This is a genomic window from Antrihabitans stalactiti (genome assembly GCF_012932915.1).
GTDB classification, from domain to species: domain Bacteria; phylum Actinomycetota; class Actinomycetes; order Mycobacteriales; family Mycobacteriaceae; genus Antrihabitans; species Antrihabitans stalactiti.
On sequence record NZ_VCQU01000008.1, the window covers coordinates 292,373 to 315,766 of the forward strand.

A 23,394-nucleotide genomic window follows, 5' to 3' on the forward strand; every position below is an offset into this window, starting at 1 on the left:
ACGACGCATAGCGCCGTCATCATTGACCCCCCGAAGTCAGTGGCACGAGTATGCCAGAGATTCGTAGGGCGTCAACATGTTCTGCGGCCCGTGCTGGGGCATTTCCGCCGCGAACCAGCAGCCCGGCCTCGACATTCTTTTCCACACCCGATTGGGTCAGGTTCGCGCTCGATACAAATAGGAGACGCCGATCCGCAACCGCGAGTTTTGCGTGCATTTTCGATGTCGCCTCCAGGCGCTGGGCGCGTGGCCAATGCCAGAGGCGCAGGCCCGGAATGCGTGCGAATGCTGCCGCTGGTTCGGCGCCGGACATGGCACTTCCAGCGCCTTGAATCGTCTCGACAACTACTGAAACTGACACACCGCGCGACGTCGCTGCTGTCAGCGAAGTCCGGATCTGCTCGTGTGGTTTCGCGGAGTAAGTCATCAGGAGCAGCTCGGTCTTAGCGGTGTTGATGACTTCGATCAACACTTGGGCGGTCGCGCGGACTGGGACTCCGTATTCTGACGGGCCGCTCCAGACTGTCTCGACGGTATCGCTCGCTGCGTGCTCATATCCAGCCGCCAATCCGCGGAGAAATACCGCAGCGTGAGCCGGAGCAACGTCAGCTTCATTACGCGCCTGCAGAATTCGCGATATTGACTGACGAACTCGATCTCCGACAGAGTTAATCACGGCGTGGTCAGACGTGCCTGAAGACAGATGGCCGGCAACCGTGCGAATCGTTGCGACGCCGAGGGCGGGCGCTGCCGCCGACGCGATTCGTTCGAATTCGTTCACGGCAAATCCCGGTACAAGGCCAGCTCCGGCTTATCAATCGGCACCACAAACCGGCGATCCAGGAAGCGGTTGCCACGCTCGCAGGTTGTCTCGGAGAGAAATAGGCAGACGTGGCATGCCGCACCGTGCAAGAAGTCGGCGTGTGGCTGCGGTAGCCGTTCGGAACACAGCGGGTCGGACGAGCATCGGCACGCATCGGAAAGTGCCTTGCGTGTAAGCCGTACGAGACGCTCGGGTTCAGCCTGGGAGACCAATCCCCCGAGAGTGCCCTCCGCATCAGGAACGGCCGTGTAGATCAGGATGCCGGTGCGTGGGTCATCGTCGGTGCCCGCGTAGATACGTTCGGAAAGACTGGCCGAGTTATATCCGCAGTCGAGCGCGATCGCGCGAATCAGTAAGTGCGACAACGAGTGCAGGGCGATGTAGCGCGCGCCTGGCCAGTTCTTCATCGGGTCGAACGGCCCGCGAATGCGATCCGAATACCGGTTCTCGCGGAACCGCGCATAGGCGGCCCTGTGTCGATTCATTGCTGCTGAATCTTCGACGCGGTTCTCCCAGTCGTGTAGGAGTTCCTCAGGTACGCGAAGGAATATGCCCTCGCCGCGCACCTCACTCGCGGGTACCCATGTCGGATCGTCGCGTGAAAGCGGTGCGGGAGTGACGAGTTCGGGATCGTCTGGGTCCGGGGAGTCGAGGCGAGTAAATCCGACGAGTGCCCGCACTTCTCGGAGTCGCTCGGCTTGGACAACATCGGCGAACACCGTCTTGAGTTCCGCGGGTACGCCGTCAGGATCACGCCGCAGGGTGAAATCGTCCGTAGGCTCGGGAAATTGGTCAGCGGAGAACACATCCCACTCGGGTGTTCTGAGGTCTGGGTATCCTGCGGGTTCTTCCGTGCTGGTACCGCCCGATGCCCTCTGGGCAAGCAGTCGTTCGACGGTGTCCCAAATCTGGTCGTCGGTCCACCGATCGAGTTCCCGAAACGCGACTACGTTCGCGCGACCGTACTCGTACATGGACTTTGGCAACTGCGACACCTGGTCCCAGTACTTCTCGACTAGGGTCCCCAGCTCCCCGGCGGCAGTCCTGGGTACCGCCAGTGCCGAGAGGGTTTGGGCGAACCACTGATTCGAGGCGCCGATGACGAGCATCTTCGGTTGCTCTGTGCATCCGCCAGCCTGAAAGTGGTTTCCGAGGTGAGGGTGGCGGCCGCGGCACCGAGGAAGATTTTCTGCTCCCCGTGCGCCCATTGCCTGTCGAATGTTGCGATGTGCGCTGCAGTTGACGCAGCGGATCTCGACGTTCGCACCGATGTTGCCGCCGCGGTCGTCCATCTGCAGCCGGGGGTGGCTGACATCGGGGCATCCTCCACCCTGATGCACGAAATGGGTGTACGGAAACTCATCGAGATGTCCCGCAGTGCAGGCGAGTACGAATCGTGCCGCGACGGCGAGCGGTCGCTTGCCCGAGCGTTTGCGCGGGCAGTTTGTATGGAAGAAGCGCGCGTCATGCGGTCGGCGAGGCTTGTCGTTCTCGAAGCCGAATACTTGAGAGTCGATGGGCGCGAGCTCATTGCAGGCGCTGCATCGGAGCCACGCCGGGAAGGGGGTCACAGGCACTCCGACACGGGCGGCTGGTCCGCTCGGATCTGTATCGACTCCATCCATCCAAGGCGCCGGTCGCAGTTGCGTCACCCACCGCTTGCCGGGAAGGGCTCTGACGCCGGCAAGTAGGCGAGGCTCGGCAATCTCCTCCGACTCGGGAACAGCGTCGTAGCGCCAATCATCGAGGCCGCGCACAAGAACTGAAAAGTTCGGGAGGTCTACGAGCGAGCCAACTCCGCTTGTAAACATCAGATGGCTCGGTCTCACAGATCCGACTCGTCGACGATAACGCTCGCGGTCTGTCATGACTTCACCCCTTGGTCTGGCGGCTCGGCGAGTTCAGATCCGCCGAGATCGTCGCCAACGTCGGAATCGGCCGTGTCGGCGCTGGCACCATCGTCGGAGGTTGTGAAGGACCAGGCCGGGGCTCCGAACATCGGGTTGGTAAGCTCGCCGCCCCCAGGCAGCACGAGGTTGATCTCGTTCTCGGTCTCGCGCATCGAGAAGCCAACAGTTGTATCTGTCCACCGACCCTCACCAGCCTTGGTTAGGAGACCGACAAGGCGTTGCTGGCCATCGGATCCGGTGTCGTAACCCAAGCGGGTCGAGCCTGCCTTCCGTTGATTCCAGATGTCTGTGAGGCGCCGGATCCGCTCGGCCAGATAGCTGCGCCCGCGCGCACCGGCTATCGCATCGGCGCGAGTCAGCATCCGATCAACGACTTTGGCCACCTCTGTGCCCTCAAGATCCACGTCCTGCGCGTCACCGTTTCGAGAATGGCTGTCGGCGATGTTTCGAACTGCTGCAACGAAAGTGGCGGTGGTACCACGATCCAGTGCGCGACGCGTAAAGGGGGTCACTGACAGTGCTTCCACCTGCCGGTAAAAGGTTGCGTGGTAGTGCTCGAAGTCTTCGTAATGAGCAAGATCGCGCGGTCGGGTCCAGTTGTAGAGCGTGACGACCAGCCCAGGTCGCTTGGAATCGCGACCCACACGCGAGGATGCCTGGATGTATTCGGCGGTGTTTTTCGGCTGACCGGTGACCACCATCAACCCCCAGCGTGAAACGTCGACGCCAACTTGCAACATCGACGTCGCGAGTACAACGTCCACCGGTGTCGTATCTGCGCGACTCCGCGCACTCCATTTGTCTGCAATAGGGTGCGTCGCCGTCCGGTCTTTGTTCGCCGGCAGCTTCTTGTTCGCTTGCATGACGTCGCGAATGTTTTCGAGGATTGCGCGGCGGCGCTCGCTCGTATCGACGTCCGGATCGAAGCCGATTTCTAGTTGCTTGAGTACCTCGCTGATGTCTCCCGAAGAGATGCGGGATGTCAGTTCTTGCGTATTGAGCATCTGGGTGCCGCTGATAATTCGGTCGGACAGGCCGCGCGCGCGACCTCTGCGACGAACACGGGTTGTCACGTCGTCGTCGATGTAGCGCCGCATTCCCGCTAGCTCACGCGTGGCATTGAAGTAGCCGACCAATGTCATGTAAGGGTCGGCGGCTTGACCGTGGCGGTCGAACAAGGTCTGACCGGCCAGCAAAAGGACCTCGGCGAGCCGTATTTCAGCCGACTTGAGTCGCACACCGTGTGCGCAGACCCCGAGATAGCGGCGGCCGGGATTTTCCGCGGTGACCGGAATTTGGGCGGAGAAGAACGTGTCGGCGATGTCGATCACCTGCGGAGGGAAGATTTCCAGATCGCGACCGAAAACCCCGCGAACCTGGTCGGCGGCACGCTTAGTAGTCGCGGTCGATGCGACAATCTTTGGCCCAGTCTCGTTGCCCGACGGCGTCGTCCACGTTGTCAGTTGGTCGACTGCCGCCTCGAACAAGCCGACTGTCGTGCCAAGTGCTCCGGATATTAGATGCAGCTCGTCCTGGATGATGAGGTCAGGCGGCCGCAGACGAATTGTTGGCTCGCTCGCGACGGCTGGCAGATTGCCCTTCTTGTTGTGCCTTCCGCCGCAACCGATCTTTGCGTCGAGATCGTGGTGTCGATAGCCGTGCCGAGGGCATCGTTCCCGCACGCGCCCGAACAGCAGTCCAGCGAATCCGCGCCAAGGTAGCTGCGCCAGTTTGTCGACGGTCGCGATGACAAGACTCGGAAGATACCGGTAGATCTCCTCATCCACGGTGAGAATGGGTAGCCCCTCGGCGGATTGAGTGCGCGAGAAAGGACATGAGGTGGCGCCCTCCGCGTTACTGCAGAAGAGCAGCACTCGACGGGCATCCGCGCGGGCGAGTAGGTCGCGGTGGGCGAGGAGGCGGGTTCCACACCAAGGGCACCTCAGTGTCTGCAGCACGCTCGTGCGCTTGCCTTCGCCGGCCTCGCGAGCTTCGGCGATTTGGTCCTCGGCATCCTTGTACCAATTGGGGGATACGCCGCCGCCAACCCACAAACCGATGCGGAATGGCTCCTTTCCCCAAGTCTGCTCGTCTTCTTGACGGATCACTTCACATGCGCAGACAAGTGCTGCCGCGCGCTGAAACTGTTGCGCCGTTAGCAGCCGAAGTGTGTAGCGCATCAACACCGCGACTCCGGCTGCTCCACTTCGCGCCAGTTCGCCGGCTCCAATCACTTTTTGCATGCGCCGAATCGCGAACGTGTACGCGGTCAGCCCCAGGTACGCCTCCGTCTTTCCGCCGCCCGTCGGGAAGAAAAGCAAGTCGACTGTGGCGGTGGCTGCGGCTGCGCGTTCGGGATTGTCGGGGTCGGTGAGAGGCTGCAGGTTAAGCAGGACGAACGCCAACTGAAACGGCCGCCACATAGCGGCCTTGGGGCCGCGGCTGTTTACCTCGTCGAGTGCGTCAGCGTAGCCCACGGCAGAACCCTCCCGAATACGGCCGATCTCTGTCCGCCGTCTTTGGTCAGCCATGGCTCGGTTCGCGAAATGGAACGCACGCAACGCATCTGCGTGGCGAGGGTTGTCTGCGTCGGTGAGTAGCACGATGCCTGAGCGGATCCGGTTGGCGGCGCGACGGGCGTTGAGGATCGCTGTCTGTGCGGCGGGACGCAACGCATCCGGTAGATCGGCGACATCCGCTTCTTGCTTGTTTAGCCAATCATCGTAACCGTCAGCGAGTGGGGTGAGTCCGATGCGGAGGTTTTCGGCACTAGCCGTGGCGAGCTCGTCCATTCTCAATTCAACCGCGGCAAGGGGGCTTCCTTCCGTGACGTCAGCGTTGGTCGAGGCAACGTCATACGTAGGAAGCCATGTGGTTTCGAGTTTGTCGGCGCGTCTTGAGTTGTCGGCAACATACGCATGAACTGCGACGTTGCGGCCCGCCGCAAATTTGAGGTTCTTCCGGTAGAGCAGCCGCAAGTGCAGCTCTTCGGGGTCGTCGTCGCTAACCGGCGCGCTATCGAGTGGATCGTCTATGGGGAGGAACACTGGCGAGGCGCCGTCGAGAGCGGTGACGGAGAGTGCGGTCTGGAACAGCCAGGAGGTGTCCTTGTTTGTGGGCGCCTCAAGCTGGTTGTTAATGAGCGTCAACTCGACAGTGCGCGAGTACTCCTTCTCCCGGACTGCGACGGCGAGATACACACACGGTGTATCCGGATCGGTCGCCGTCAGTGGAATCCGCTGGTCGCCCTCGTCATCCACTCGGACTTCGCGTGTGAATGAGATCGGTTCGCGCCCCCAAACAGTTCGTTTCTTGCCGTCGTCGTCCTCGGTCTCGTGCTTGCCGTAGATTCCCCAGGACGACGTCACCGCGATCGCTCGGGTGGCTGCATCGAGGCAGAAGGACAAGCCCATCGAAGACGCCCAGATGCGGCCGAGATTCTGCGTTGTAAGGACTTCGGGAAGCTCGCCGCCCTCCTCACCTCGGGCATCGCCGCTCACACCCGCCTCAGTGTCCGCCATCTCGTTTGCATCGTCGAGGCTGGATTCCGGCTGATGGCGAGGGCCAAGCATTCCAACCAGGTAACGCTCGCGTGGTCCTGCCGAGCGAGGCGGGAACCGTTCGGTTCCGCCGTCCCAAGGACCCAATAAATCCCGCGCGATCAGCTCTTGCAGCTCGCTACGAACCTCGAAGCTCCCCGCATTTTCAAAGGCTTGTGGAATAGCCAGGGGCGGGAGAAGGTACTCCGGCTGTCCGGACTCTGCTGCGTCATCACTGGGGGCACCGATTTTGGAGTTTGGCGGCATCAGAAGAGCCTCTCTTCGTTCCCGCATCGTCGCTCTGTGTCGTGGAGGCCCTGCGCAACCTCGTCCGCGTAACGATCGTGGTTGAGCTCTAAAAGGCTGTCGAGAATTTCGCGTTGCGCCGCCGGGGCGACTGTGTATCGGACTTCACGCCCGATCTTATGGAACCCATGGTCGAGCCCGCCGACCTTCGCAACGCGGTCTGCCCACCCGTATGCGCGCACAATAGCCTCATCGATCGCGCGGTGTATGGCACGCAATTCCTTGATGTCGGCGTCGGTGCAAGTCGGATCGAAGACGAGATTATACGTTTTAGTCAAGCCGGAGCCTCGCGCAAGCAGTACATCTGCACGAAAGGTGTCGAGATAAGAGCCGAGATCTCGCATTTCATCGGTAAGAGCAGGCATGGCAAATGTCTGAAAGACGTCCGTAGGTATATAGCGAATTCGAGTTTCAAGCGTGGACCCACGCGATTCTACCCACAAAAAGTGGACGGAACTTGAGAGAATTGCGAGCATCGCGGTGTCGTCGGTGGCAAAAACTACGAGCATATGAGAAAAAACTTGCCCGGTTGGAGCCATCACCGGAATCACTGATCGACTCGTCTGCGCAATAACCACAACTCGGTCGAGATTAGCGATCGCACGCACCATACCGGGCCGTTTGTCGGCGTACTGCCAATAACGCTGTGGGAGTGGCTTCCGAAGAACGAACTCGCCATTTGCTTTTTTGCGTTGCCTTTCCGGGCGTACGTAATTATCGACGATTTCGAAAGCCGCTGGGTAGGTCTTTGCGCGACTCTCACTTCAGTCGTGAAAGTCGACAACCCACCGACTGCACGAGCATGTCGGACTAGTATTCAGATCCTGTCCGTTCAAGTATGGAAACAGCACTTCTCTGTACTTGGGATCCTGTCCAATAAGGGCTCGCGCTGCCGCTGGCTCCATGGTGAATCCGAGGCCGAGGACGATGCTTCCCTGGAATGAGATCTCCTGATTCGACGACAACCGGAACGGCTGACCGTTTACCCGTGACGACGCGTCTAGAGCACTGGTAATGCCTTCGACGGCGACTCCATCCAGCACAAACTTGGCGCCATTACCCACGGGTGCTCGGGTCGTCCACACGGCACAAAACTCCAACGCTGCGGACTTTGACGGCCACGGCCTACTTTTAATTGCCTGTCGTATGGACACCCCGTTCCTCACCAGTTGGTCCAATCCAACTTCGCGCGTATCGCCTTGCGACAGAGTGTTCGTCGCGATCAGGCCTGCCTGCCCGCGACTGTTTAGAAGGACATGTGCGCGCAGTGCAAAGTAAGCAATCATGTCGGCGTTACCTTTGACTCCACCGCCGATGGCGTTTACGAGGTAGTCCCGGTATGCGGTGCCCATCGGCCCGGTGATTCTCTTGCCTCCGAGAAACGGAGGGTTTCCGATCACTGCGTCAAATCCGCCGCGTTCAAATACCTCGGGAAAGGTTAGCGGCCAATGAAGAGGTTTGCGATCGAATCCACCCACGGGCTGGTCCGTTCGCAGCCATTTTGCCAGCTCCGCTCTCACCTCCGCTTCGTCCCGATCGGCACGTTCGGCCTGGCCCGCGGCCGCGATGGAACCGTCTCGCAGTCCACGTTCTCCGGTGCGTGCGTGTGCCAGCGCTGATCCGACGCAGAGGTCGGCGAATATCCTAGCCCTGCCGGTTGTTAGGTGTAATCCGTGCAAGATCGATCGCTTGCGGTTCAGACCCTCGAGCGTCGTGCCGTCCACCGTGGACACCAATCGCCGTGTCTCCGCAGTCTCGGCTACGAGCTCGCGTATTCCAGCAGTGAAGTCGATCAGTCCGCGCTTGTGGATCTCTCGTCCAGCTTGTGGGTCCATGTGCATGTACTCGAGCTGTTCGATGGATGTTATGCCAAGCAGCGAGTCACCGCTCAAAAGTCGATCATCGAGAAAGGTGAATGGCCGGCGGGAATCCATGGAGACCAGCCAAAGGGAGAGCTTGGCCATTTCGACGGCCATCGGATTTATGTCGACCCCGTAGAGGCAGTGCTCGATGATCTCTCGACGAGACTCCACCACAACGTGGTCGTCTTCAGCAACAATGTTGTCGACCAGGATCCGGCCGCTTGCCCGTTCGTCACCTTCCCGGGTCCAAGCCTCGATCAACCTGTCGCCGAGGTAACGGGCGGCCGCAACCAGGAACGCTGCTGAGCCCATCGCGATGTCGGCAATTTTCAACTCAAGAATCTCGGAGCTGGGTTTGGGCTTCCAGTCATCTCTTGCCGCGGTTTGGAGCGGGCCTGGTTCGTAAACAAGGGGCTCGAGCGCGCCCTCGACAACCTGTTCCGCGAGAAAGCGGGGGGTGTAATGCGTCCCTGTGTTCTTACGTAGAGGCGACTCTGTGACGTATAGCTCTCCCGGCATCACAACAACAGGGAGCCCGCGAAGGTCGGATCGAATGATGCCGTATAGCGGCAGTAGGCGCTGGGCCAGTGGATAGTCACCGCGCACCATTGAGAGGAGCCGTTTACGAGCATCCTCGTATTCTGTGCCTGACATGGGCGCCAGACGTTTAGCTAGGGCAACGGGTGATCCGATTCCCGACGGGTTGTACTTCTCCGACAGTTTTGCAGCGAAAGCTGAGTTGTCGCCGCATAGCGCGGCGAGGCCTTCAAGGTCTTGCAGCCGAACCTCTTCTTCGACACCCTCCTTGCCGATCAACCCAAGTACTACGTCGTCGGCGCGAAAGCCGTCAAACGAGAGCAGGCCCTCATAAACGTAGCCGATCTGTTCAACATCTAGGGCGCGAAACGACAGCGTTCGGCGCTCGCGAAGTTTTCCCTTTCCAATTTGAACAAACTGCACGGCACGCAACATGTGCAGCACTGTGCGATCGTCGATATTCAGGGGCAACCACGCGAAAGTATCAGGGTCGAACAGTGATCCGTCGTGCCCGTGCATCGTCAGACGCGGATGGTTCACACCGTGATAGACAGCGCCGAAAAGTGCGAGTAGCCGGTGCCAGCCGAGATACGTGTGTTCCAGATCGTCTTCGGATCCATCGAGCGCACGCTCCTCCAGCTCAGCACACAGGCGAGCGGCCGAGTACGCCGTCGAGTAAAGGTCGTTATCTGACGGGAGTAATCCGCGTTCCTCGGCAAATAGGAGGAACACGACTCGCATCATCACCGATACGGCCCCTCGGTACACGTCGTGCGCATCGATCTGACTCAGGCCGGTCTCGCCCCGTCTCCTCAGCTCACTATCTGCGCGGCCAATTGCCGCGACCAGCAACTCGACGGCCTGGCGGACCTGCACACCGAGCGCTTCGGTGATCTCTTCTTGAGAGTCCTTACTCCGCTCCAGAAGTGCACCGAGGCGCTCATTGTCGGGTACTCCAAAGGCCCTGCGCCGGCATAGCAAGGAAACGAATGCACGAACCACATCTCGCTCGCCGGCATCGCCCCAGGCGACAGCGTCGAACACCGCTGTCGTGGTCACGCCACCCCGGGGAGCCCACACCAACGCCCACCATCGCCCGTCGGTTGCCATGCCGAGTTCGATGTCGTGGTGACGGCACAGCCTTGCCAAGCGATCTACCGTTGTGGCAGACCAGGGCTCACCCTGAATGCGCGCGGTTGGAGCGGTACCCGATTCGCAAATGATCCCGAGAATCCGTGTAGTGGTCGGCTTCGCGTCTTCGTCCGGCTCCACGAGTGCGAACGACGGCGTCACCAGACTGTCGTGCTCTGGCACCTCCATCTGCAGAGCGTCGAGATCGCGTGTGAGGAGCGTGTCGCCCCAACCGAGGAGATCGTGGAGCACGTAGTCGATCCAGGCTTGCTGGCCGCCGCGCGCGTCGGCCTGCCATTCACTGTGCGCTCGCCGAAGGCGTTCTCGTTCGGGCTTTTCCAGCGCATCAAGTGTCGGCCATGTCTGCCGAAGTACTGATAGCGAGAGGAACGGGCCGCTTACCTCTATTAGCCCGAGCCAGTCGCGGTGCTGTTCGGTGCTGTCGGGAACCCTAGGCCGGGCGGGTCGGTGGTATGCGCTCATCGGGTGGCCTCTTTTGCGGGAATGACGAACACGACGGCGACAGGAAACCTGTGCGGATCTTGATGGCGGTATCGAGCGGAAACGGCATCCAGCTCACGGTCGCGCTCGAACTTCAAAGCATCGAGGCGCTGCTCCCAGTTCTGGCGGTCGCGTCGGTATTGTGCTCGCTCATCTTTGGACTTCTCCAAATCGGAGCGGCTAAAGAGGGCTTCCTCCTCCGTGTATTCGTCGGTGTTAAGCGCCGAACGTAGCGTCGCGGAGAATTGTGCGATGACCGAATTGATGCGATCTCGCTCGTCCTTCTCGCGCTGTTCTAGTTTGCGTTGCAACGATTCCAGACGCGTATTGCTACGCCATTCGATCGCGCCCAGCAAGCCATCGGAGATTCTCGGCCATCGCTCGCTGATCCTGTCCCATACTGCGTCGGATGCCTGACGGCCGTCAGTCATTGCACGATCGAGGATCCCGCCGAGGGTGGTCAAGTTCTCCAAACGTCGGAAGCGCGCTGATTGTGGTGCCCACCCGCCAGCGTAAAGCACCTCCTCGTGAAGGCGCAGTCCATCCGCACCGACCAATACGAATCGCGAATATGCGCCCACCAGAACATCTTCGAGCTCAGGATCGTCGCTGACGACTGCAGTGACTCGCCGAAGGCCCACCTGGTCATTGGAAACCGCAGCCCGGAGCAGTCGTGTGGACATCGCCACGAGCGGGTGGTTCAGATGGGCCATGACCACGTCGTCACGAATCACGTCGTCGTCACCGCGCATCACGTTCTGGTCAAAGGTAATTGGTAGTTGGTGAATCTGCCCATCACGTCCAATTCGAGCGTGGTCGGTGAGCCGCTCGGCCGCTCGCGACCACGAGCCGGTTAGTGTCGGCACGTCGAACATCCCATCCGCCAGATACTTCTCGTCGAGGTGCACGGCCAGTGGTTGCTGGCGAGCGAGATTGAACGCTGTGTCGACCACCCTTTTCACCCGTTGTGGTGTGATGCCAAGCTCCTCCACGGTTTGCCGCAGATTCGAATGTAAGCGCCGAACTTGGTCTCGTACATTCGACTCCGCGGCCAAGCGAGCCTTCTTCTTCCCAGCAGATTCCACGTCGAAAGTGGTTATCTCACCGAGCATTCGACGTTGAACCGCCTCGGAAAGAACGGCGTTGACGGAACCGAGGTCTTCTTCCATTCGAGCCACCTTCGTGGCGACGCGGGACAGGAACTCCAGATCAGCTTCGTACGAATCGACGGCCTTCTCCCAGCCCGTCCCGACGAAATGCCGGATGTCAGGCGTCCTGGTTTGCCCATAGCGGTCGATGCGCCCGATGCGTTGCTCGAGCTTGTTCGGGTTGAACGGAATGTCGTAGTTGACCAGGCGATGGCAATGACGTTGCAGGTCAATACCTTCACTCGCTGCATCGGTCGCGAGCAGGATGCGCACGGTGCTTCCTGGCTCGCTTGGATCGCGTTGAAACGCGAGGCGGAGCATTTCGCGTTCGTCTGTTGCCATACCGCCGTGCAGGGCAGAAACTCGATCAGCGCCAAAGCCGTTCTGCCGCAATAGGCTCATCAACCACAGCTGCGTGTCCCGGTATTCGGTGAATACGACTACGCGTTCGTTCGTCCATGCCTTTCTGTCCGGCCGGCAGACCGCCTCCAGATATCCGATAAGTTCTTTCGCCTTCGCGTCGGGCCGCGCTTCATGGGCAAGCGCCCAGTCAAGCATTCGACGAAGCAGCGCGAATTCGTCGTCATCGGCGTCGGGCTGCATTGGCCGGACACGGTTGACAGCATCATCTTCGGCCTCTACCAGTTCGGCATCGTCGTAGGTGGCGATGTCGTCGAAGAATTCGTCCAACCACTCTGGTGCCTCGTCGCCAATTGGGGCTACCGCTTGAGCGCGGGATCGGAGGGTTCCGCTGTAGACCTGGACGGTATGTGCGAATGCCGCCGGGCTTGAGAACAGCCGCTTCTTGAGCAGCAGCGTCACCAAGTCCGTGGCTCTGCGGCCGCCATTCGTCGTCAGCTTCTTGCGACGCAACCGGGCAAACCGCGTGAGCTCCGCGTGGATCTGCCGCTCGCTCTCGGGGTAATCGACAAGGATGGCTCTCGCCTCGCGGGCAACGAATCTCGGCGAGCCGTCGGCGTTAACGATGTCACGCTTGAGCCGCCTGACGACGGTGTCCTTGATCGCCTGGGCGTCGGGTTCGACGCCGCGCGCGAAACGCTGATCGTCGAGGATCTCCAACAGCGCGGTGAAGGACGCCTGATATCCGTTGTGAGGAGTCGCCGACAGGAAGAGCCGGTGTGTGAAATGTGGTGCCAGGCGACGGATCAACTTGGTCTGTTGCGAGTCGACCGCGTAAACCTGCCGAGGTGCGGCCGGCGCAACGTGGTGAGCCTCGTCGAGGATTAGTAGGTCGAACGTTCGCGGATATGTCGGACCGTCAGCCGGAATTACCTCGTCAAGGAGGCGCTGTGCCTTTGCCCCGCGAAGCCACGGCAGGCTCACGATCGCCTGAGAGTGGATGTTGAAGGGATTCGCCACGCTTCCGTACGTGCGGCGAACGCGCGCGCATTCTTCCGAATCGATGATCGTGAAGTTGAGGCCGAACTTGTCGGCCATCTCGTCGTGCCATTTCAGTGTCAGGCCCGCCGGGCAGATGATCATGATCCGTTTGGCGCGGTGGCGCAGTAGCAGCTCTTGTGCGACGAGCCCAGCCTCGATTGTCTTGCCTAAACCCACGTCATCGGCGAGCAAGAGGTTCACACGTGGAGCGTCGACGGCGCGCGCGACAGGTTCGAGCTGGTAGTCCTCAATTGCGACGCCCGAGCGGAAGGGCGCCTGGAGCGTCTTCACGTCGGCGGATGTGACCGCGGACCAACGCACTGCGTCCAAGAACGCCGCGAGTTGCTCGGGTGGATCGAAGCCGTCTCTAGTGACTTCGGGGAGGGACCCGCTTGGGAGCACCGCCGTGCCTGGCTCGACCTCCCAGATCACCTCAAGCGTGTTGCCGTATTGGCCGTCCTCGACGCTCTGAAGGGCGACGACAGTGTTGGCGTCGGCTGGATCAACTTCGCTGACGATCCATTTCTGACCTCGAACGGAAACTAGCGCCCCTGGCTCTGGGATCGCTGGAGCGAAGAATGCTGACATTTTGCTTTCCTTACCGAATTCGCACTGCCGGGCGGCGTCCGCGAGAGCCGTTGTGGCCGAAGGCCCTTCCGCTGCACCACATTGTCGTCGCGGGCGAGTAGCCGCGCATCGCGCCCCCTTTGCAAGGCCCCGTTCAGACACAACCTACCGACCCGAGCTGCGAAATTCGGATATTTCCGTTAGGTGAAGACATCGATTGTCGCTAACCTGGCAACGCGCGCAGATTGCTCGCGCCAGTTGTTGAGCACTGCGACCTCCAAGCTGGGAGCGAAAGGAACTTACAGCGCCGCTGTCTACTTTCATTTCGTCAGCCGCTGAACATACAACGGGGTACCGACAGTCTGGGCAGGTTGGCATAGCGGGCAATTAGGTGTCATCCTTCACCCTCCCCGCCGCGGTCAGTTGAGCGCTGGTGGGTGTTAAACCGACCCGAAACTGAGCTCGCCGTAGGGCACGCGCCGATCGAATGGAGAGAATCATGGCATGGGACGCGAGCAACACGGCGAGCACGGATAGCGCCGTCCAGGCTCGTGCCGAGATGCTGGTCGACAAGATTCTGACTGCTGGCATCGACGGTGTCGGCCCTTGGAAGGGCGCGCAGCATGTTGCTGATGAAGCACTTGCGTCCTCATCGAACCCAGACGATGCGATCAAGCGGCTAATCAGAACTCACCGGCGCCAAGTTGGTGTGTCAGGTTTCGTGACGAGTGTTGGCGGGCCGCTCGCCCTGGTAGTCGGGATGCCTGCCGACGTCGTCTCCTTCTATGCCGCTGCAGTTCGCATCACCGCGGCCATCGCGCACATTCGCGGATACGACCTCGATACCGAGGAGGTCAAGAGTGTTGTGCTTGTCTCGCTCCTCGGAGCTGGCGGTGCGGCTGCCATAAGCGAGGCCGGCGCGAAGATCGGAACAAAGTCTGCGATGGCTGCGATTCAACGCGTTCCTGGCCGGGTGCTAATTGACATCAACAAGAAGGTCGGATTTCGCCTGGTGACGAAGTTCGGCCAACAGGGTGTAATTAACCTCGTCAAGATCGTCCCGCTCGTAGGCGGCGGCGTCGGTGCAGGTGTCAACGTCGCGGGACTGAATACCATTGCAAGGTATGCGAAGTCGAACTTTCCGGAACGCGGCGCTTCGGAGCTGATTATCGTCGTCGACGACGACGAGGACGAGGGGCAGTCCGGTGGCGCGGTCGGCGGCTAGCGTCGTCGCGAGCTATTTGGAGTCCTGCCCTTGCGACTGCCTTTCAGATGCCAGGAAATGCCTCTTCAAGCAGCGAAACCAGCTGTAGTGCGATCCTACGATCGACCTGAATGGCCTGATGTTCTCTAGCGCGGACATCCGTTGGTCAGAACCGGACGTCGACAAAGTGCAGAATGTTCCGCCTTCACCGCTGTGAATGACACGGTAGACCAGCGACTTCGTTGTTGTGCTGTCAAATGTTCTTGTGTCCGAGTTCAATTGAGGGGATGCGCGCTAGGGCTTGCATCGTAGTCTGGGTTTGATACTCGGGATCCGGGTTGTGTGGTGCGGACATCGTCGCCGCGATCATCGATGCTTCGTCTGAGGCTTCCTGGAAGATTGGCGGCGTTACGTCGCTTGTGAAATCGAATTGAGCATTTTTCGCGGCGCATATCGGCTGAAACGAATCGAACGGGCTTTTCCAAGGGCGAGCAAAATCGAAGTCGATACGTGGGCCCTTCATACGGCTCATAATCGAATCCGTGAACCGGGAGAACACGGTCATCCGCGACGGCGACCGTAGTCGCCATAGAATAGGCTGGCGGCTGATCGAGGGAGCAGGCAGTTTGGTAGTCGCCGAAATAGCTCCGCCGGCCGCCCCCCGCCGACTTCCAACTGGCCAGCACTGACTAACCCATCCACCAACTGTCGGCGAAAAGTGTCCTTGGGCAATGGGCGTGCGTAAATCGCCTCGTACAGCTGGCGTAGCCCCAAAACGGTGAACGCTTCACCGAGCAGTCTGTCCGGGTCGACCGCACGCGCGTATCGCTCCCGTAGATCGGCGACTGCGAACGTCACCATCTGTGCGTGGTCGTAGGCGAGGTCCTCGACCGGTACGTCGTTGACAATCGAAATGAGTGTCGAGTCAACCGGAAATCGATCCAGAGGCAACGCCGCCCCGTGCGCAACCGATATCACCCACCCGCGGTAGTCCCGCTGCGGATCGTCGAAGACTCCGAGCTGGTGAAACTCGATTCCGAGCAGCCCAGCTTTCGCAGCAAGCGCTCGCACTGCTGCCCTCTGTGTCGTCTCTCCAGGATGGACAAACGTGCCGGGTAAGGCCAAGCCGTCGCGCGGAGATTTGACGACAAGGACCTTCAACTCGCCATCGGCGACGGTCAACACCGCCACGTCGACCGCGACTGATGGGCGCGGATAGTCTTCCAGAGACTTGCCGCTCGCGTCACGCCATTTCGTCACGCTTGCAGCTTAGCTCAGTCTTGATCTATAGTTAGCGCAAATTCGATCTAAGGGGCGGAATGATGAAGCTTTCGGAACTGCAGACACATCGGGCTGCGGGCGTTCTGCTTGGAACGGCGGCTGGTGACGCACTCGGGGCGGGATACGAGTTCACGCATCCGACGGCTGGAAATGCCATCGATATGATCGGCGGCGGACCGTTCAACTGGGCGCCGGGGGAGTGGACCGACGATACCTCGATGGCGTTGGGTATCGCGTTGGCCGCGGCGGACGGTGCAGATATCCGCACCGGCCCGGGATTGGACGCTGTCGCAGCGCGTTTCGTCGAGTGGTTAGATACAAACCCCGCTGATATCGGCAATCAGACCAGAACCGTCTTGCAGCATCGCTCTCAGTCGGCCATCGAGATGCAAAGGCACGCGGGCGAACTCCAGGGGCGTACCGCTGGAAACGGTTCCCTGATGAGAACGGCGCCTGTAGCCCTCGCCTACCTCGATGACGCACAGGCGTGTATCGATGCTGCCGCCGCGATCAGCTCGCTCACGCACTACGACGAGCGCGCGATTCAGGCGTGCAAATTGTGGTCGTTCGCGATCAGACACGCTGTCTTGGAAGGGAATCTGGACGGCGTAGGTCTGTTTCTCGATCAGGCGGAGAAGGATGTCGCAGACTTCTGGCGTCCGTTGATCACTCAGGCTGAGATCGGCGAGCCGAGCGACTTCGCGAACAACGGTTGGGTAGTGCACGCGCTACAGACTGCTTGGTGGGCGATCACCAAAGCCGATTCCTCAGGGCCCCAACATCTCCAAGCCGCTCTCGAATTGTGCATCCTCGCGGGCGGGGATACAGACACCACGGCCGCGATCGCTGGCGGGCTGCTCGGTGCGCGGTGGGGAGCATCGGCGATTCCCGCGCGCTGGCGCCGAATCCTGCACGGATACCCGGGACTTCGGGCCGACGATCTGGTTCGGCTCGCTGTAAAGGTCGCCAACAAAGGTGGCGACGATCGCGAAGGCTGGCCAAGCGTCGGCGTTGTGGACTACTCGAAATTCAGGACGAATAACATCGCTACACATCCGCACGACAGCGGCGTCACAGTGAGCGGTGCTGATTTCTATCGCGACAAGAAATACGACGCCGTCGTGAGCCTGTGCCGGGTGGGGCGCGCGCCGATCCGCGGAGAACACCTTCAGTTCTGGTTGATCGACTCAGGTGACGAGCGCAACGCGAACCTGGAGTTCGTTCTCGACGATGCCGCGCGGACAGTTCAACAACTCCGTGACGAGGGCAAAACTGTTCTCCTGCATTGCGTCGAAGGTCGTAGCCGGACTCCTTCGGTCGCTGCACGCTATTCGATCTTGTTGGGTCGCAACCCTGAAGACGTATTGAAAGTGATGCCGTGGGCGAAGCCGAAGGAGTCGCTGTGGAGCGTGGCGACTCAAACAAAGCCGGCGCGACCGATCGTCGACGTCGTCGAAGGCGACATCACAACGATGCACGTCGACGCGATCGTCAACGCTGCGAACCGCCGTCTCCTTGGTGGCGGGGGCGTGGACGGTGCGATCCATCGCGCGGGCGGGCCAGCGATTCTCGAGGAATGCAAGGTCCTACGTGCGACGTCGCTTCCTGACGGCCTCACAGTCGGCGCCGCCGTGGCAACTACAGCGGGTAAGTTGAACGCGAAGTGGGTCGTTCACACTGTTGGTCCGCGCTACTCGGGGAGCGAAGACAGGTCGGAACTGCTGCGGGCGGCCTACACGCGGAGTCTCGCACTCGCAGACTCACTCGGTGTTGGGTCGATCGCGTTCCCATTGATCTCAGGTGGGTCGTACGGATGGCCGAAAGCTGACGCTATTGCACAGCAGGTCAAGGCAGTGACGACCTCACAAACGTCCGTCAGTCGCATCACGCTTGTTGCCTACTCGTCAGAGCTGGCACAGTTGACGCGCAAGTTACTCAAGAGCCAGCGAGATTAGGGAGCGTGTGGGAACGTCGACCACTGCCTGCAATGTGCGACCGGTAACCGTCCCAGGAGGACCGCAGTGCCAGTGAAGAAGATTCTGTACGTCGACCTCGATAACACGTTGGTGCACTTTCAAACCGGCATCGACAAAATCAGCCGGGAACTCTTCGAGCGCCACGAGAACGATCTCGACGAGGTGCCGGGAATCTTCGCGTTGATGGAACCATTGGATGGCGCACTCGATGCGTACCGGCTACTTGCAACGAAGTTCGACACCTACATCCTTTCGACGGCGCCGTGGAAGAACCCGACCGCGTGGCACGACAAGTTGGAATGGGTCCAGAAGCACTTCGGTTTCGAAAGCGACTCGGTGGCATACAAACGGCTCATCCTCTCGCACCACAAGAACCTCAATCGCGGCGACTTTCTCGTCGACGATCGCCACGCGAATGGTGCAGCCCAGTTCGAAGGTGAATGGATCCAATTTGGCTCCGCGCGATTCTCAGATTGGGACGCTGTGACCGAGTACTTACTGCCGCTGGCCTAGCCAAGTCGTAACTGTCACCGCCGCCTGTGCGGCAGCGGTCAGGGTGAGCCGGTGAAGGCCGACCAAGCCGGTCTCATCGAGGTTCGGACCGAGGTATCCGCCCGCCAGCACAAACGCCACTGGGATGCCGCGCTGACGGAACCAGTCGAAAACCAGCGCCTCCCGGCGGGCGAGTATCTCGCCGGTGATGCCGTCGAGGCCGCCGATCGGGCAGTCCTGGAACGGGTCCATTCCGGCGTTGTAGAGGCACAGGTCGAATTTCGCTGACTGCGTCGCGCTTTCGGTGCGTGACAGCGCTTGGCGACATGCGTTTAAGTACTCGCTCGCATCGGTCACGATCGTCAGTTGCGCATTGTCAGTATCGGCGTAGGAGTCGAAGCTGTCGACCGACACATCGATCTGCCGGATCCGCGAATCGCGGGCGATCAGCGACGAGGTGCCGCCGCCGCAGTGTGCATCCAGATCCAGAACTAGCACAGACTTGGCTGTGCCCTCATCGATCACCGCTTTGGCTGCGATTGCCAATCCGTTGAAGGTGCAGAACCCGGTGCCGCGGTCGCGGTACGCGTGGTGCAGTCCGCTGGACAGTGACCCCGCGACCCCGTCGCACATAGCCGCACGCGCGGCGTCGACCACTCCGCCTGTGGATGCTGCCACCATCGGCCACAACCCCTGATCCCAGCCGAAGCCCTGCGACTCGGCCAGAAACCGAGGGCTGCCGGTGCGTACTGCGCTGACATATATGTCGTCGTGGACCATTGCGATCTGATCGGCGGTCAGCGGCGTGGGAGCGATCAGTTCGACGCTGTCAATCGGCTCGGTGGCCAGCGAGTCGGCGATCCACCCCGACTTGCGGGTGGTGGCGAAGGCGTGGGCAGAACCCGCATAGTCGGGGCTGTAGAAGACTTTCATGTCGGTCACTTCATTCGTTTGTTCTGATGGGCAGTGTATTTCGCGCGTCGATCGATTATTTGGTATCGGAGTTGCAGAGCGGCCGAGACGAAACTTCGACGCAGACAGGCGTCTGGGTATCGCGGTCAGCCGGTGAATCTCGCCGACGATTTCGGCGGGAGTGCCGCGCGCTTGACGTCGATCGCCAACTCACGCAAGTACTTTGAGCTTAGGGCTGGAGCTAGGATGGAGGCCTACCTCAAGATTCATTCGTCGATTCGCCCGCGGCACGTGACAAAATGTCGTACTGATCATCATCGATCCGTTGTCTGTCCCAGGCAACGCCGACCCAAAAGAAGCTGTCATCGTCGTAGACACGTGGGTCGGCGGTCTCGTCGGGGTATTCGTTTGAGATCTTCCGGAAGGTCTTTGATCGCAGCGCCTCTGCGACCTGTTCGATAGTTAGCTCGCCCGCAACGAGTTGCGCAACAAGCTCTTTGGTTGTACTCACTCTATTTCCCTCTTTCGTTGTCGGTCATTGCAGCGTGGGCCTCTTCGTCGGTCCCCGGGTACCACTCGGTGTGCACGAAAACGATCCCGAACGCCTCGCCAAGTTCCATCGGCATCCACGCGCGAGTCCGCCAGTTGTAACGCCACGCGGTTGTCCAGCTTCGGAGATCCGTGCCAGCAGGTCGACCTCGGGGCCGTTGTACTTACCGAAGTAGTGCAGCGGCTTCGCTGTTTCGAGTTCCTGCCGTAGCGCTTCACGCTCTTGTCTTCCGCGTCGCAGGTCATGATCGGTCATTGCGGCCTTCATCAGGAATTCGATCCGTTCGTCCAGTCCCATCTCCGAAGCGCACTGCTCCTTCAATTCTTCGAGCTCGCGCCGCCCGATAGCCCTAGTGGCGGCGATCCGGGCTGCATCGTCCTCAGGAGTCCAGCTGTCCGTTTCCTCGTAAGCACCGATCTGACGCTCGATGCAGTACGGCAGATAGGAGTGTGAAATCTCGTGGTTCATTGCGGCGTCGAACTACATCCAACGCGGGTCCGTAGTGATGTCGTTCGTCCTCGGCTCCGCCCAGAGTGCCGGCTGCCCGAGGTCACGGGTCGAGGGAAGTTGCCCGGCGGCCGCAGCGTCGTCCGCTGCGAGACCATCCATGACGTCGAACAAGTCGCCGGACGGCGTTCCACCCTTTGCTGCAGCGACAATCGGTTCATCAGAGTTGTGCGACCCGAACGGCAACAATCCGAAGTCGCCGAGCTCGGTACTCACGGTCATGACTTTGAACGCGCGTATCGAGCGGATTCTGAGCAAGGTTGTAAGCGCTCGGTCGAGGTAGTCCACCCACACTTCCGGATGGTGGTGCGCGTAACGTGCGAGGACAATTTCACCGGCGGCCACTAACTCCAGTCCCTCAAACTCCAGGTGAAGGTCGACGAGCCTTTCCGCGAGTCCGACCAGTGTGTAGTACTCCTTCCCCGAGCTTTCCGACGTCGCCCTCAACACTGCCTCGCAGGGTGATCGGTCACTGGGGTCAACTCGGAATGGGCAAGTGATTGAATACATCACCTTGATGGCGTCCCCGACGCCGTGCCTCGGCCATGTCGGCTGGTCGAGGATGTGCAGTACCCCCGCGAGAATAAGCAGGTAGTGAACATCTTCGCTGATGGTGTCGGTATCGGGAGACAAGACAGGGTCGTCAGTGTCTTGTTCCAGATGGATCTTCACCTCGTAGTCGAGGCATGCATTATCACTCATTGTCTTATTCGCTTTCGACTATTCGCCTGGAAGGCAATTCGTACGCATTCGCTCACGCTGCCATTGCCCGAGGCGAACCATGCTGATGAGGCAATCTTTATTAAATGCCTTCCTCTTGAATGTAGAGCATCTATCGGAAATTGGCAAGCCATTGTTTGCGCAGGTCAGCGGCTCGCTGGTCGGATGTCATTTAGCAAATAGCAATTAGCAAATAGCGATCGAGTTGACAGACTAAGAATCCGCAATTAGCAATTAACGACCGTGTATTAAGGTCGTTTCCGGGTTTGCGAATAGTGCTGGCATTGATTGCCCATCTACCGCGCCTGGGTATGGAGTTGAGTGCGGTCGCATCAATCCGTGGGGTTCAAGATCGGGCCGCAGCCGTGTACGCGGGCGGGTCAAGGAGATGGGTTCCCGAGGGACCGTCGGATCACGGCCGAACGGCGGCATCTTCTTCTATCCCTATGGGCTGCGGTTTTCGCCGTTCCAGATATGGATCAACAACGCTGGGCAGCTGATGCCGTACGGCAACTGGTGGCAGTACAGCGGAATTCATCGCAACCATTCTGGTTTCGCGGAACTGGCGTGGATCTCGACGCCTTCGGGCTCACCGCCGTTCGCTGCGCCGAGCAGATCAACGACTCTCCTATGCAGCAGCGACATCCAAGCCTTAAAGACTCGTCCGCGCGTCAGGACTGAAAGTGCCACAGAGGTCGTCAGAGAAGCTCCGCCGGGAGGTCCAAGACGGGGAACAACGTCGTCAAGTCGATGAGTTTGATGTGCGCGCCGACCCCTGATGTGAAGCCCCTTATTGTGACGGCGTCCGCCGGGCCGAAGCGCTTAGCAAACCGTTCCCTTGTGTGCGGCGACGACCGCCCAAGCGCCGACTCAGCGGTGGTATTCGAACCTCGCAGAAACTTGATCGGTCTTGGGCCTACGACATACATCTCCGCTTTGCGGTCGCTGTCGTCGAGCGCCAAATGCACCATGTCCGCGAAGACACCGCGTTTACGCATCGTGTCGGCGCCCTTCCACTGCGAAACTTTGAATTCTGCGATTCTGCGATCGGTTTCGAGGTCGAACGGTCTCGTCCGGTCGTTACCGGCAGCCAGAGATGGACGCACTATTACGTGCTCGCCGGGCTCGAGAATCAGCGGCAGTGTCCGTGCGATGACGGTTGCGTGTATGACGTCATTGATCCGGCCTAGCCGGGCGCGGACTGCGAGAGCCGCGTCTAGAAGATCTTCACTGAAGGCATGATCGTGAACGACGGAGGCCGAAGATTCCGACGTAGCACCGACGAACGCGGCTTCGGCAGCCGCCATGTGCGCGGTCAGGTCTCGGTCGTCGAGAAACTTCAACAGTGTGGTGATGGACGCTGCGATCCCTCCGGGATCGTCGGTCGCCGCGGCGTTGTCCACAGCAGAATTTGCGGCTGGGCTCGGCTAGTATGTAGTCGTTGAGAACCCGAGCTTTCGCAGTTCCCTGATTGCGCGGTGTGACGTGAACGCAGAGCGCGGAAGGCCGCTGACGAGCTGATATGCCTGCTTCGGCGGATACCGCACGCCGTTGACGTCGACCCAGTGTTCGCGGATCGGTTCGGGTGTTGCCTCTGCGATCGCCTCGACTGCGGCGCGTGCGTCGGGTTTCTCGCTCATATCGCCATTTGATCATCTGAGCGGGCAGGTCGGCGCAGCACTAGTGTTCGTCGCGTGCAGCTTTCGGATGTGACGCGTGAATCGGTCGTCAAAGCCATCGCCGAGTACGACAAGCTTGGTCGCGAAGAATTCCTCGAGCGCAATGGATTCGGTGAGGCTAGAGACTACTTTCTAGTTTTCGGCAGCCGCAGATACGACTCGAAAGCGATTGTGGGCGTTGCGTATCGACATGCGACGGGCGAATCAAGGCGATCGGGCGACTTCACCGGGGGCAAGAACGTCGCGAAGCGCCTTCGCGACCTTTGTTTCGAAGTCGACGAGGGGACATCTCAGTCGGCGAAGTCTTAGCCTGCGGCCACAAAACATCGACGAATGTCAGTGCGTTCC

General features: G+C 60.2%; 18 protein-coding genes. 4 read left to right on the forward strand and 14 right to left on the reverse strand.

All coding sequences use genetic code 11. The features are described from left to right. Positions 1–19: 19 nt before the first annotated feature. The 6 genes from drmC to drmD all read right to left on the reverse strand — a co-directional run bounded on the left by drmC (position 20) and on the right by drmD (position 13,746). On the reverse strand, positions 20–781 hold the full coding sequence (gene drmC, locus FGL95_RS33185) for a DISARM system phospholipase D-like protein DrmC (RefSeq protein WP_169591051.1): 762 nt from the start codon (positions 779–781) through the stop codon (positions 20–22). Next, on the reverse strand, positions 778–2,691 hold the full coding sequence (gene drmB / locus FGL95_RS22715; RefSeq protein ID WP_169591053.1) for a DrmB family protein: 1,914 nt from the start codon (positions 2,689–2,691) through the stop codon (positions 778–780). The genes drmC and drmB overlap by 4 nt, the downstream gene beginning before the upstream one ends. Further along, positions 2,688–6,566, reverse strand: coding sequence for a DISARM system helicase DrmA (gene drmA / locus FGL95_RS22720; protein WP_169591056.1), 3,879 nt, complete (start codon positions 6,564–6,566; stop codon positions 2,688–2,690). The genes drmB and drmA overlap by 4 nt, the downstream gene beginning before the upstream one ends. After that, the gene (locus FGL95_RS32055) at positions 6,539–7,189 is read right to left on the reverse strand and encodes a type IIL restriction-modification enzyme MmeI (protein ID WP_338079981.1); all 651 of its coding nucleotides are present in this window, start codon (positions 7,187–7,189) and stop codon (positions 6,539–6,541) included. Before FGL95_RS32055 ends, drmA begins: the two co-directional genes overlap by 28 nt. Before the next feature lie 153 nt (positions 7,190–7,342). Further along, positions 7,343–10,591: an Eco57I restriction-modification methylase domain-containing protein gene (locus FGL95_RS22725; protein WP_206072191.1), complete on the reverse strand. Its 3,249-nt coding sequence runs from the start codon at positions 10,589–10,591 to the stop codon at positions 7,343–7,345. Continuing rightward, the gene (gene drmD / locus FGL95_RS22730) at positions 10,588–13,746 is read right to left on the reverse strand and encodes a DISARM system SNF2-like helicase DrmD (RefSeq protein WP_169591059.1); all 3,159 of its coding nucleotides are present in this window, start codon (positions 13,744–13,746) and stop codon (positions 10,588–10,590) included. The genes FGL95_RS22725 and drmD overlap by 4 nt, the downstream gene beginning before the upstream one ends. 478 nt (positions 13,747–14,224) lie before the next feature. Between drmD and FGL95_RS22735 the strand changes: the two genes are divergently transcribed. Next, positions 14,225–14,950: an EcsC family protein gene (locus tag FGL95_RS22735; RefSeq protein WP_240963227.1), complete on the forward strand. Its 726-nt coding sequence runs from the start codon at positions 14,225–14,227 to the stop codon at positions 14,948–14,950. A 232-nt stretch (positions 14,951–15,182) separates the two neighbouring features. On the opposite strand, the gene FGL95_RS22740 is transcribed toward FGL95_RS22735, so the two are convergent. Beyond that, positions 15,183–15,461 (reverse strand): hypothetical protein, encoded by a 279-nt coding sequence (locus FGL95_RS22740; RefSeq protein WP_169591064.1) that lies wholly within the window; start codon positions 15,459–15,461, stop codon positions 15,183–15,185. A gap of 29 nt (positions 15,462–15,490) precedes the next feature. Further along, positions 15,491–16,189 carry an NrtR DNA-binding winged helix domain-containing protein gene (locus FGL95_RS22745; protein WP_169591066.1) on the reverse strand — a complete coding sequence of 233 codons (699 nt, stop codon included), beginning with the start codon at positions 16,187–16,189 and terminating at the stop codon, positions 15,491–15,493. Positions 16,190–16,251: 62 nt separating this feature from the next. On the opposite strand from FGL95_RS22745, the gene FGL95_RS33000 reads away from it, so the two are divergent. Together FGL95_RS33000 and FGL95_RS22755 are read left to right on the forward strand one after the other, a co-directional pair. Continuing rightward, entirely contained in the window at positions 16,252–18,165 is a 1,914-nt protein-coding gene (locus tag FGL95_RS33000; RefSeq protein ID WP_169591068.1) for an O-acetyl-ADP-ribose deacetylase, read from the forward strand. Between the two features lie 66 nt (positions 18,166–18,231). Next, the gene (locus FGL95_RS22755; protein ID WP_169591071.1) at positions 18,232–18,699 is read left to right on the forward strand and encodes a 5' nucleotidase, NT5C type; all 468 of its coding nucleotides are present in this window, start codon (positions 18,232–18,234) and stop codon (positions 18,697–18,699) included. Here the strand turns inward: FGL95_RS22755 and FGL95_RS22760 are convergent. The 6 genes from FGL95_RS22760 to FGL95_RS22785 form a co-directional block, all read right to left on the reverse strand. After that, complete coding sequence (locus FGL95_RS22760) at positions 18,682–19,611, reverse strand: arginase family protein (protein ID WP_169591207.1); 930 nt, start codon at positions 19,609–19,611, stop codon at positions 18,682–18,684. The two genes, FGL95_RS22755 and FGL95_RS22760, sit on opposite strands and share 18 nt — an antisense overlap. A 238-nt stretch (positions 19,612–19,849) precedes the next feature. After that, positions 19,850–20,101 carry a hypothetical protein gene (locus tag FGL95_RS22765; protein ID WP_169591074.1) on the reverse strand — a complete coding sequence of 84 codons (252 nt, stop codon included), beginning with the start codon at positions 20,099–20,101 and terminating at the stop codon, positions 19,850–19,852. A 24-nt stretch (positions 20,102–20,125) separates the two neighbouring features. Next, positions 20,126–20,608, reverse strand: a complete 483-nt coding sequence (locus tag FGL95_RS22770) for a hypothetical protein (protein ID WP_169591076.1) — start codon at positions 20,606–20,608, stop codon at positions 20,126–20,128. A 12-nt stretch (positions 20,609–20,620) separates the two neighbouring features. Further along, entirely contained in the window at positions 20,621–21,349 is a 729-nt protein-coding gene (locus tag FGL95_RS22775; protein WP_169591078.1) for a hypothetical protein, read from the reverse strand. A gap of 716 nt (positions 21,350–22,065) precedes the next feature. Beyond that, complete coding sequence (locus FGL95_RS22780) at positions 22,066–22,770, reverse strand: PE-PGRS family protein (protein WP_169591081.1); 705 nt, start codon at positions 22,768–22,770, stop codon at positions 22,066–22,068. A gap of 24 nt (positions 22,771–22,794) precedes the next feature. Continuing rightward, entirely contained in the window at positions 22,795–23,007 is a 213-nt protein-coding gene (locus tag FGL95_RS22785; protein ID WP_169591083.1) for a hypothetical protein, read from the reverse strand. A 69-nt stretch (positions 23,008–23,076) separates the two neighbouring features. Between FGL95_RS22785 and FGL95_RS33280 the strand changes: the two genes are divergently transcribed. Next, positions 23,077–23,355: a ScoMcrA-related endonuclease gene (locus tag FGL95_RS33280; protein WP_476726945.1), complete on the forward strand. Its 279-nt coding sequence runs from the start codon at positions 23,077–23,079 to the stop codon at positions 23,353–23,355. Positions 23,356–23,394 lie beyond the last annotated feature (39 nt).

What these genes read in the sequence shown, in the direction of transcription:
- drmA (WP_169591056.1), bottom strand. Translation starts at nt 6,566, where the DNA reads ATGCGGGAACGAAGAGAGGCTCTTCTGATGCCGCCAAACTCCAAAATC.
- FGL95_RS22770 (WP_169591076.1), bottom strand. Translation starts at nt 20,608, where the DNA reads ATGAACCACGAGATTTCACACTCCTATCTGCCGTACTGCATCGAGCGT.
- FGL95_RS22775 (WP_169591078.1), bottom strand. Translation starts at nt 21,349, where the DNA reads ATGAGTGATAATGCATGCCTCGACTACGAGGTGAAGATCCATCTGGAA.
- FGL95_RS22760 (WP_169591207.1), bottom strand. Translation starts at nt 19,611, where the DNA reads ATGAAAGTCTTCTACAGCCCCGACTATGCGGGTTCTGCCCACGCCTTC.
- FGL95_RS33000 (WP_169591068.1), top strand. Translation starts at nt 16,252, where the DNA reads ATGAAGCTTTCGGAACTGCAGACACATCGGGCTGCGGGCGTTCTGCTT.
- drmB (WP_169591053.1), bottom strand. Translation starts at nt 2,691, where the DNA reads ATGACAGACCGCGAGCGTTATCGTCGACGAGTCGGATCTGTGAGACCG.
- drmD (WP_169591059.1), bottom strand. Translation starts at nt 13,746, where the DNA reads ATGTCAGCATTCTTCGCTCCAGCGATCCCAGAGCCAGGGGCGCTAGTT.
- FGL95_RS22725 (WP_206072191.1), bottom strand. Translation starts at nt 10,591, where the DNA reads ATGAGCGCATACCACCGACCCGCCCGGCCTAGGGTTCCCGACAGCACC.
- FGL95_RS22785 (WP_169591083.1), bottom strand. Translation starts at nt 23,007, where the DNA reads ATGAGCGAGAAACCCGACGCACGCGCCGCAGTCGAGGCGATCGCAGAG.
- FGL95_RS32055 (WP_338079981.1), bottom strand. Translation starts at nt 7,189, where the DNA reads ATGGTGCGTGCGATCGCTAATCTCGACCGAGTTGTGGTTATTGCGCAG.
- FGL95_RS22740 (WP_169591064.1), bottom strand. Translation starts at nt 15,461, where the DNA reads ATGAGCCGTATGAAGGGCCCACGTATCGACTTCGATTTTGCTCGCCCT.
- FGL95_RS22735 (WP_240963227.1), top strand. Translation starts at nt 14,225, where the DNA reads ATGGCATGGGACGCGAGCAACACGGCGAGCACGGATAGCGCCGTCCAG.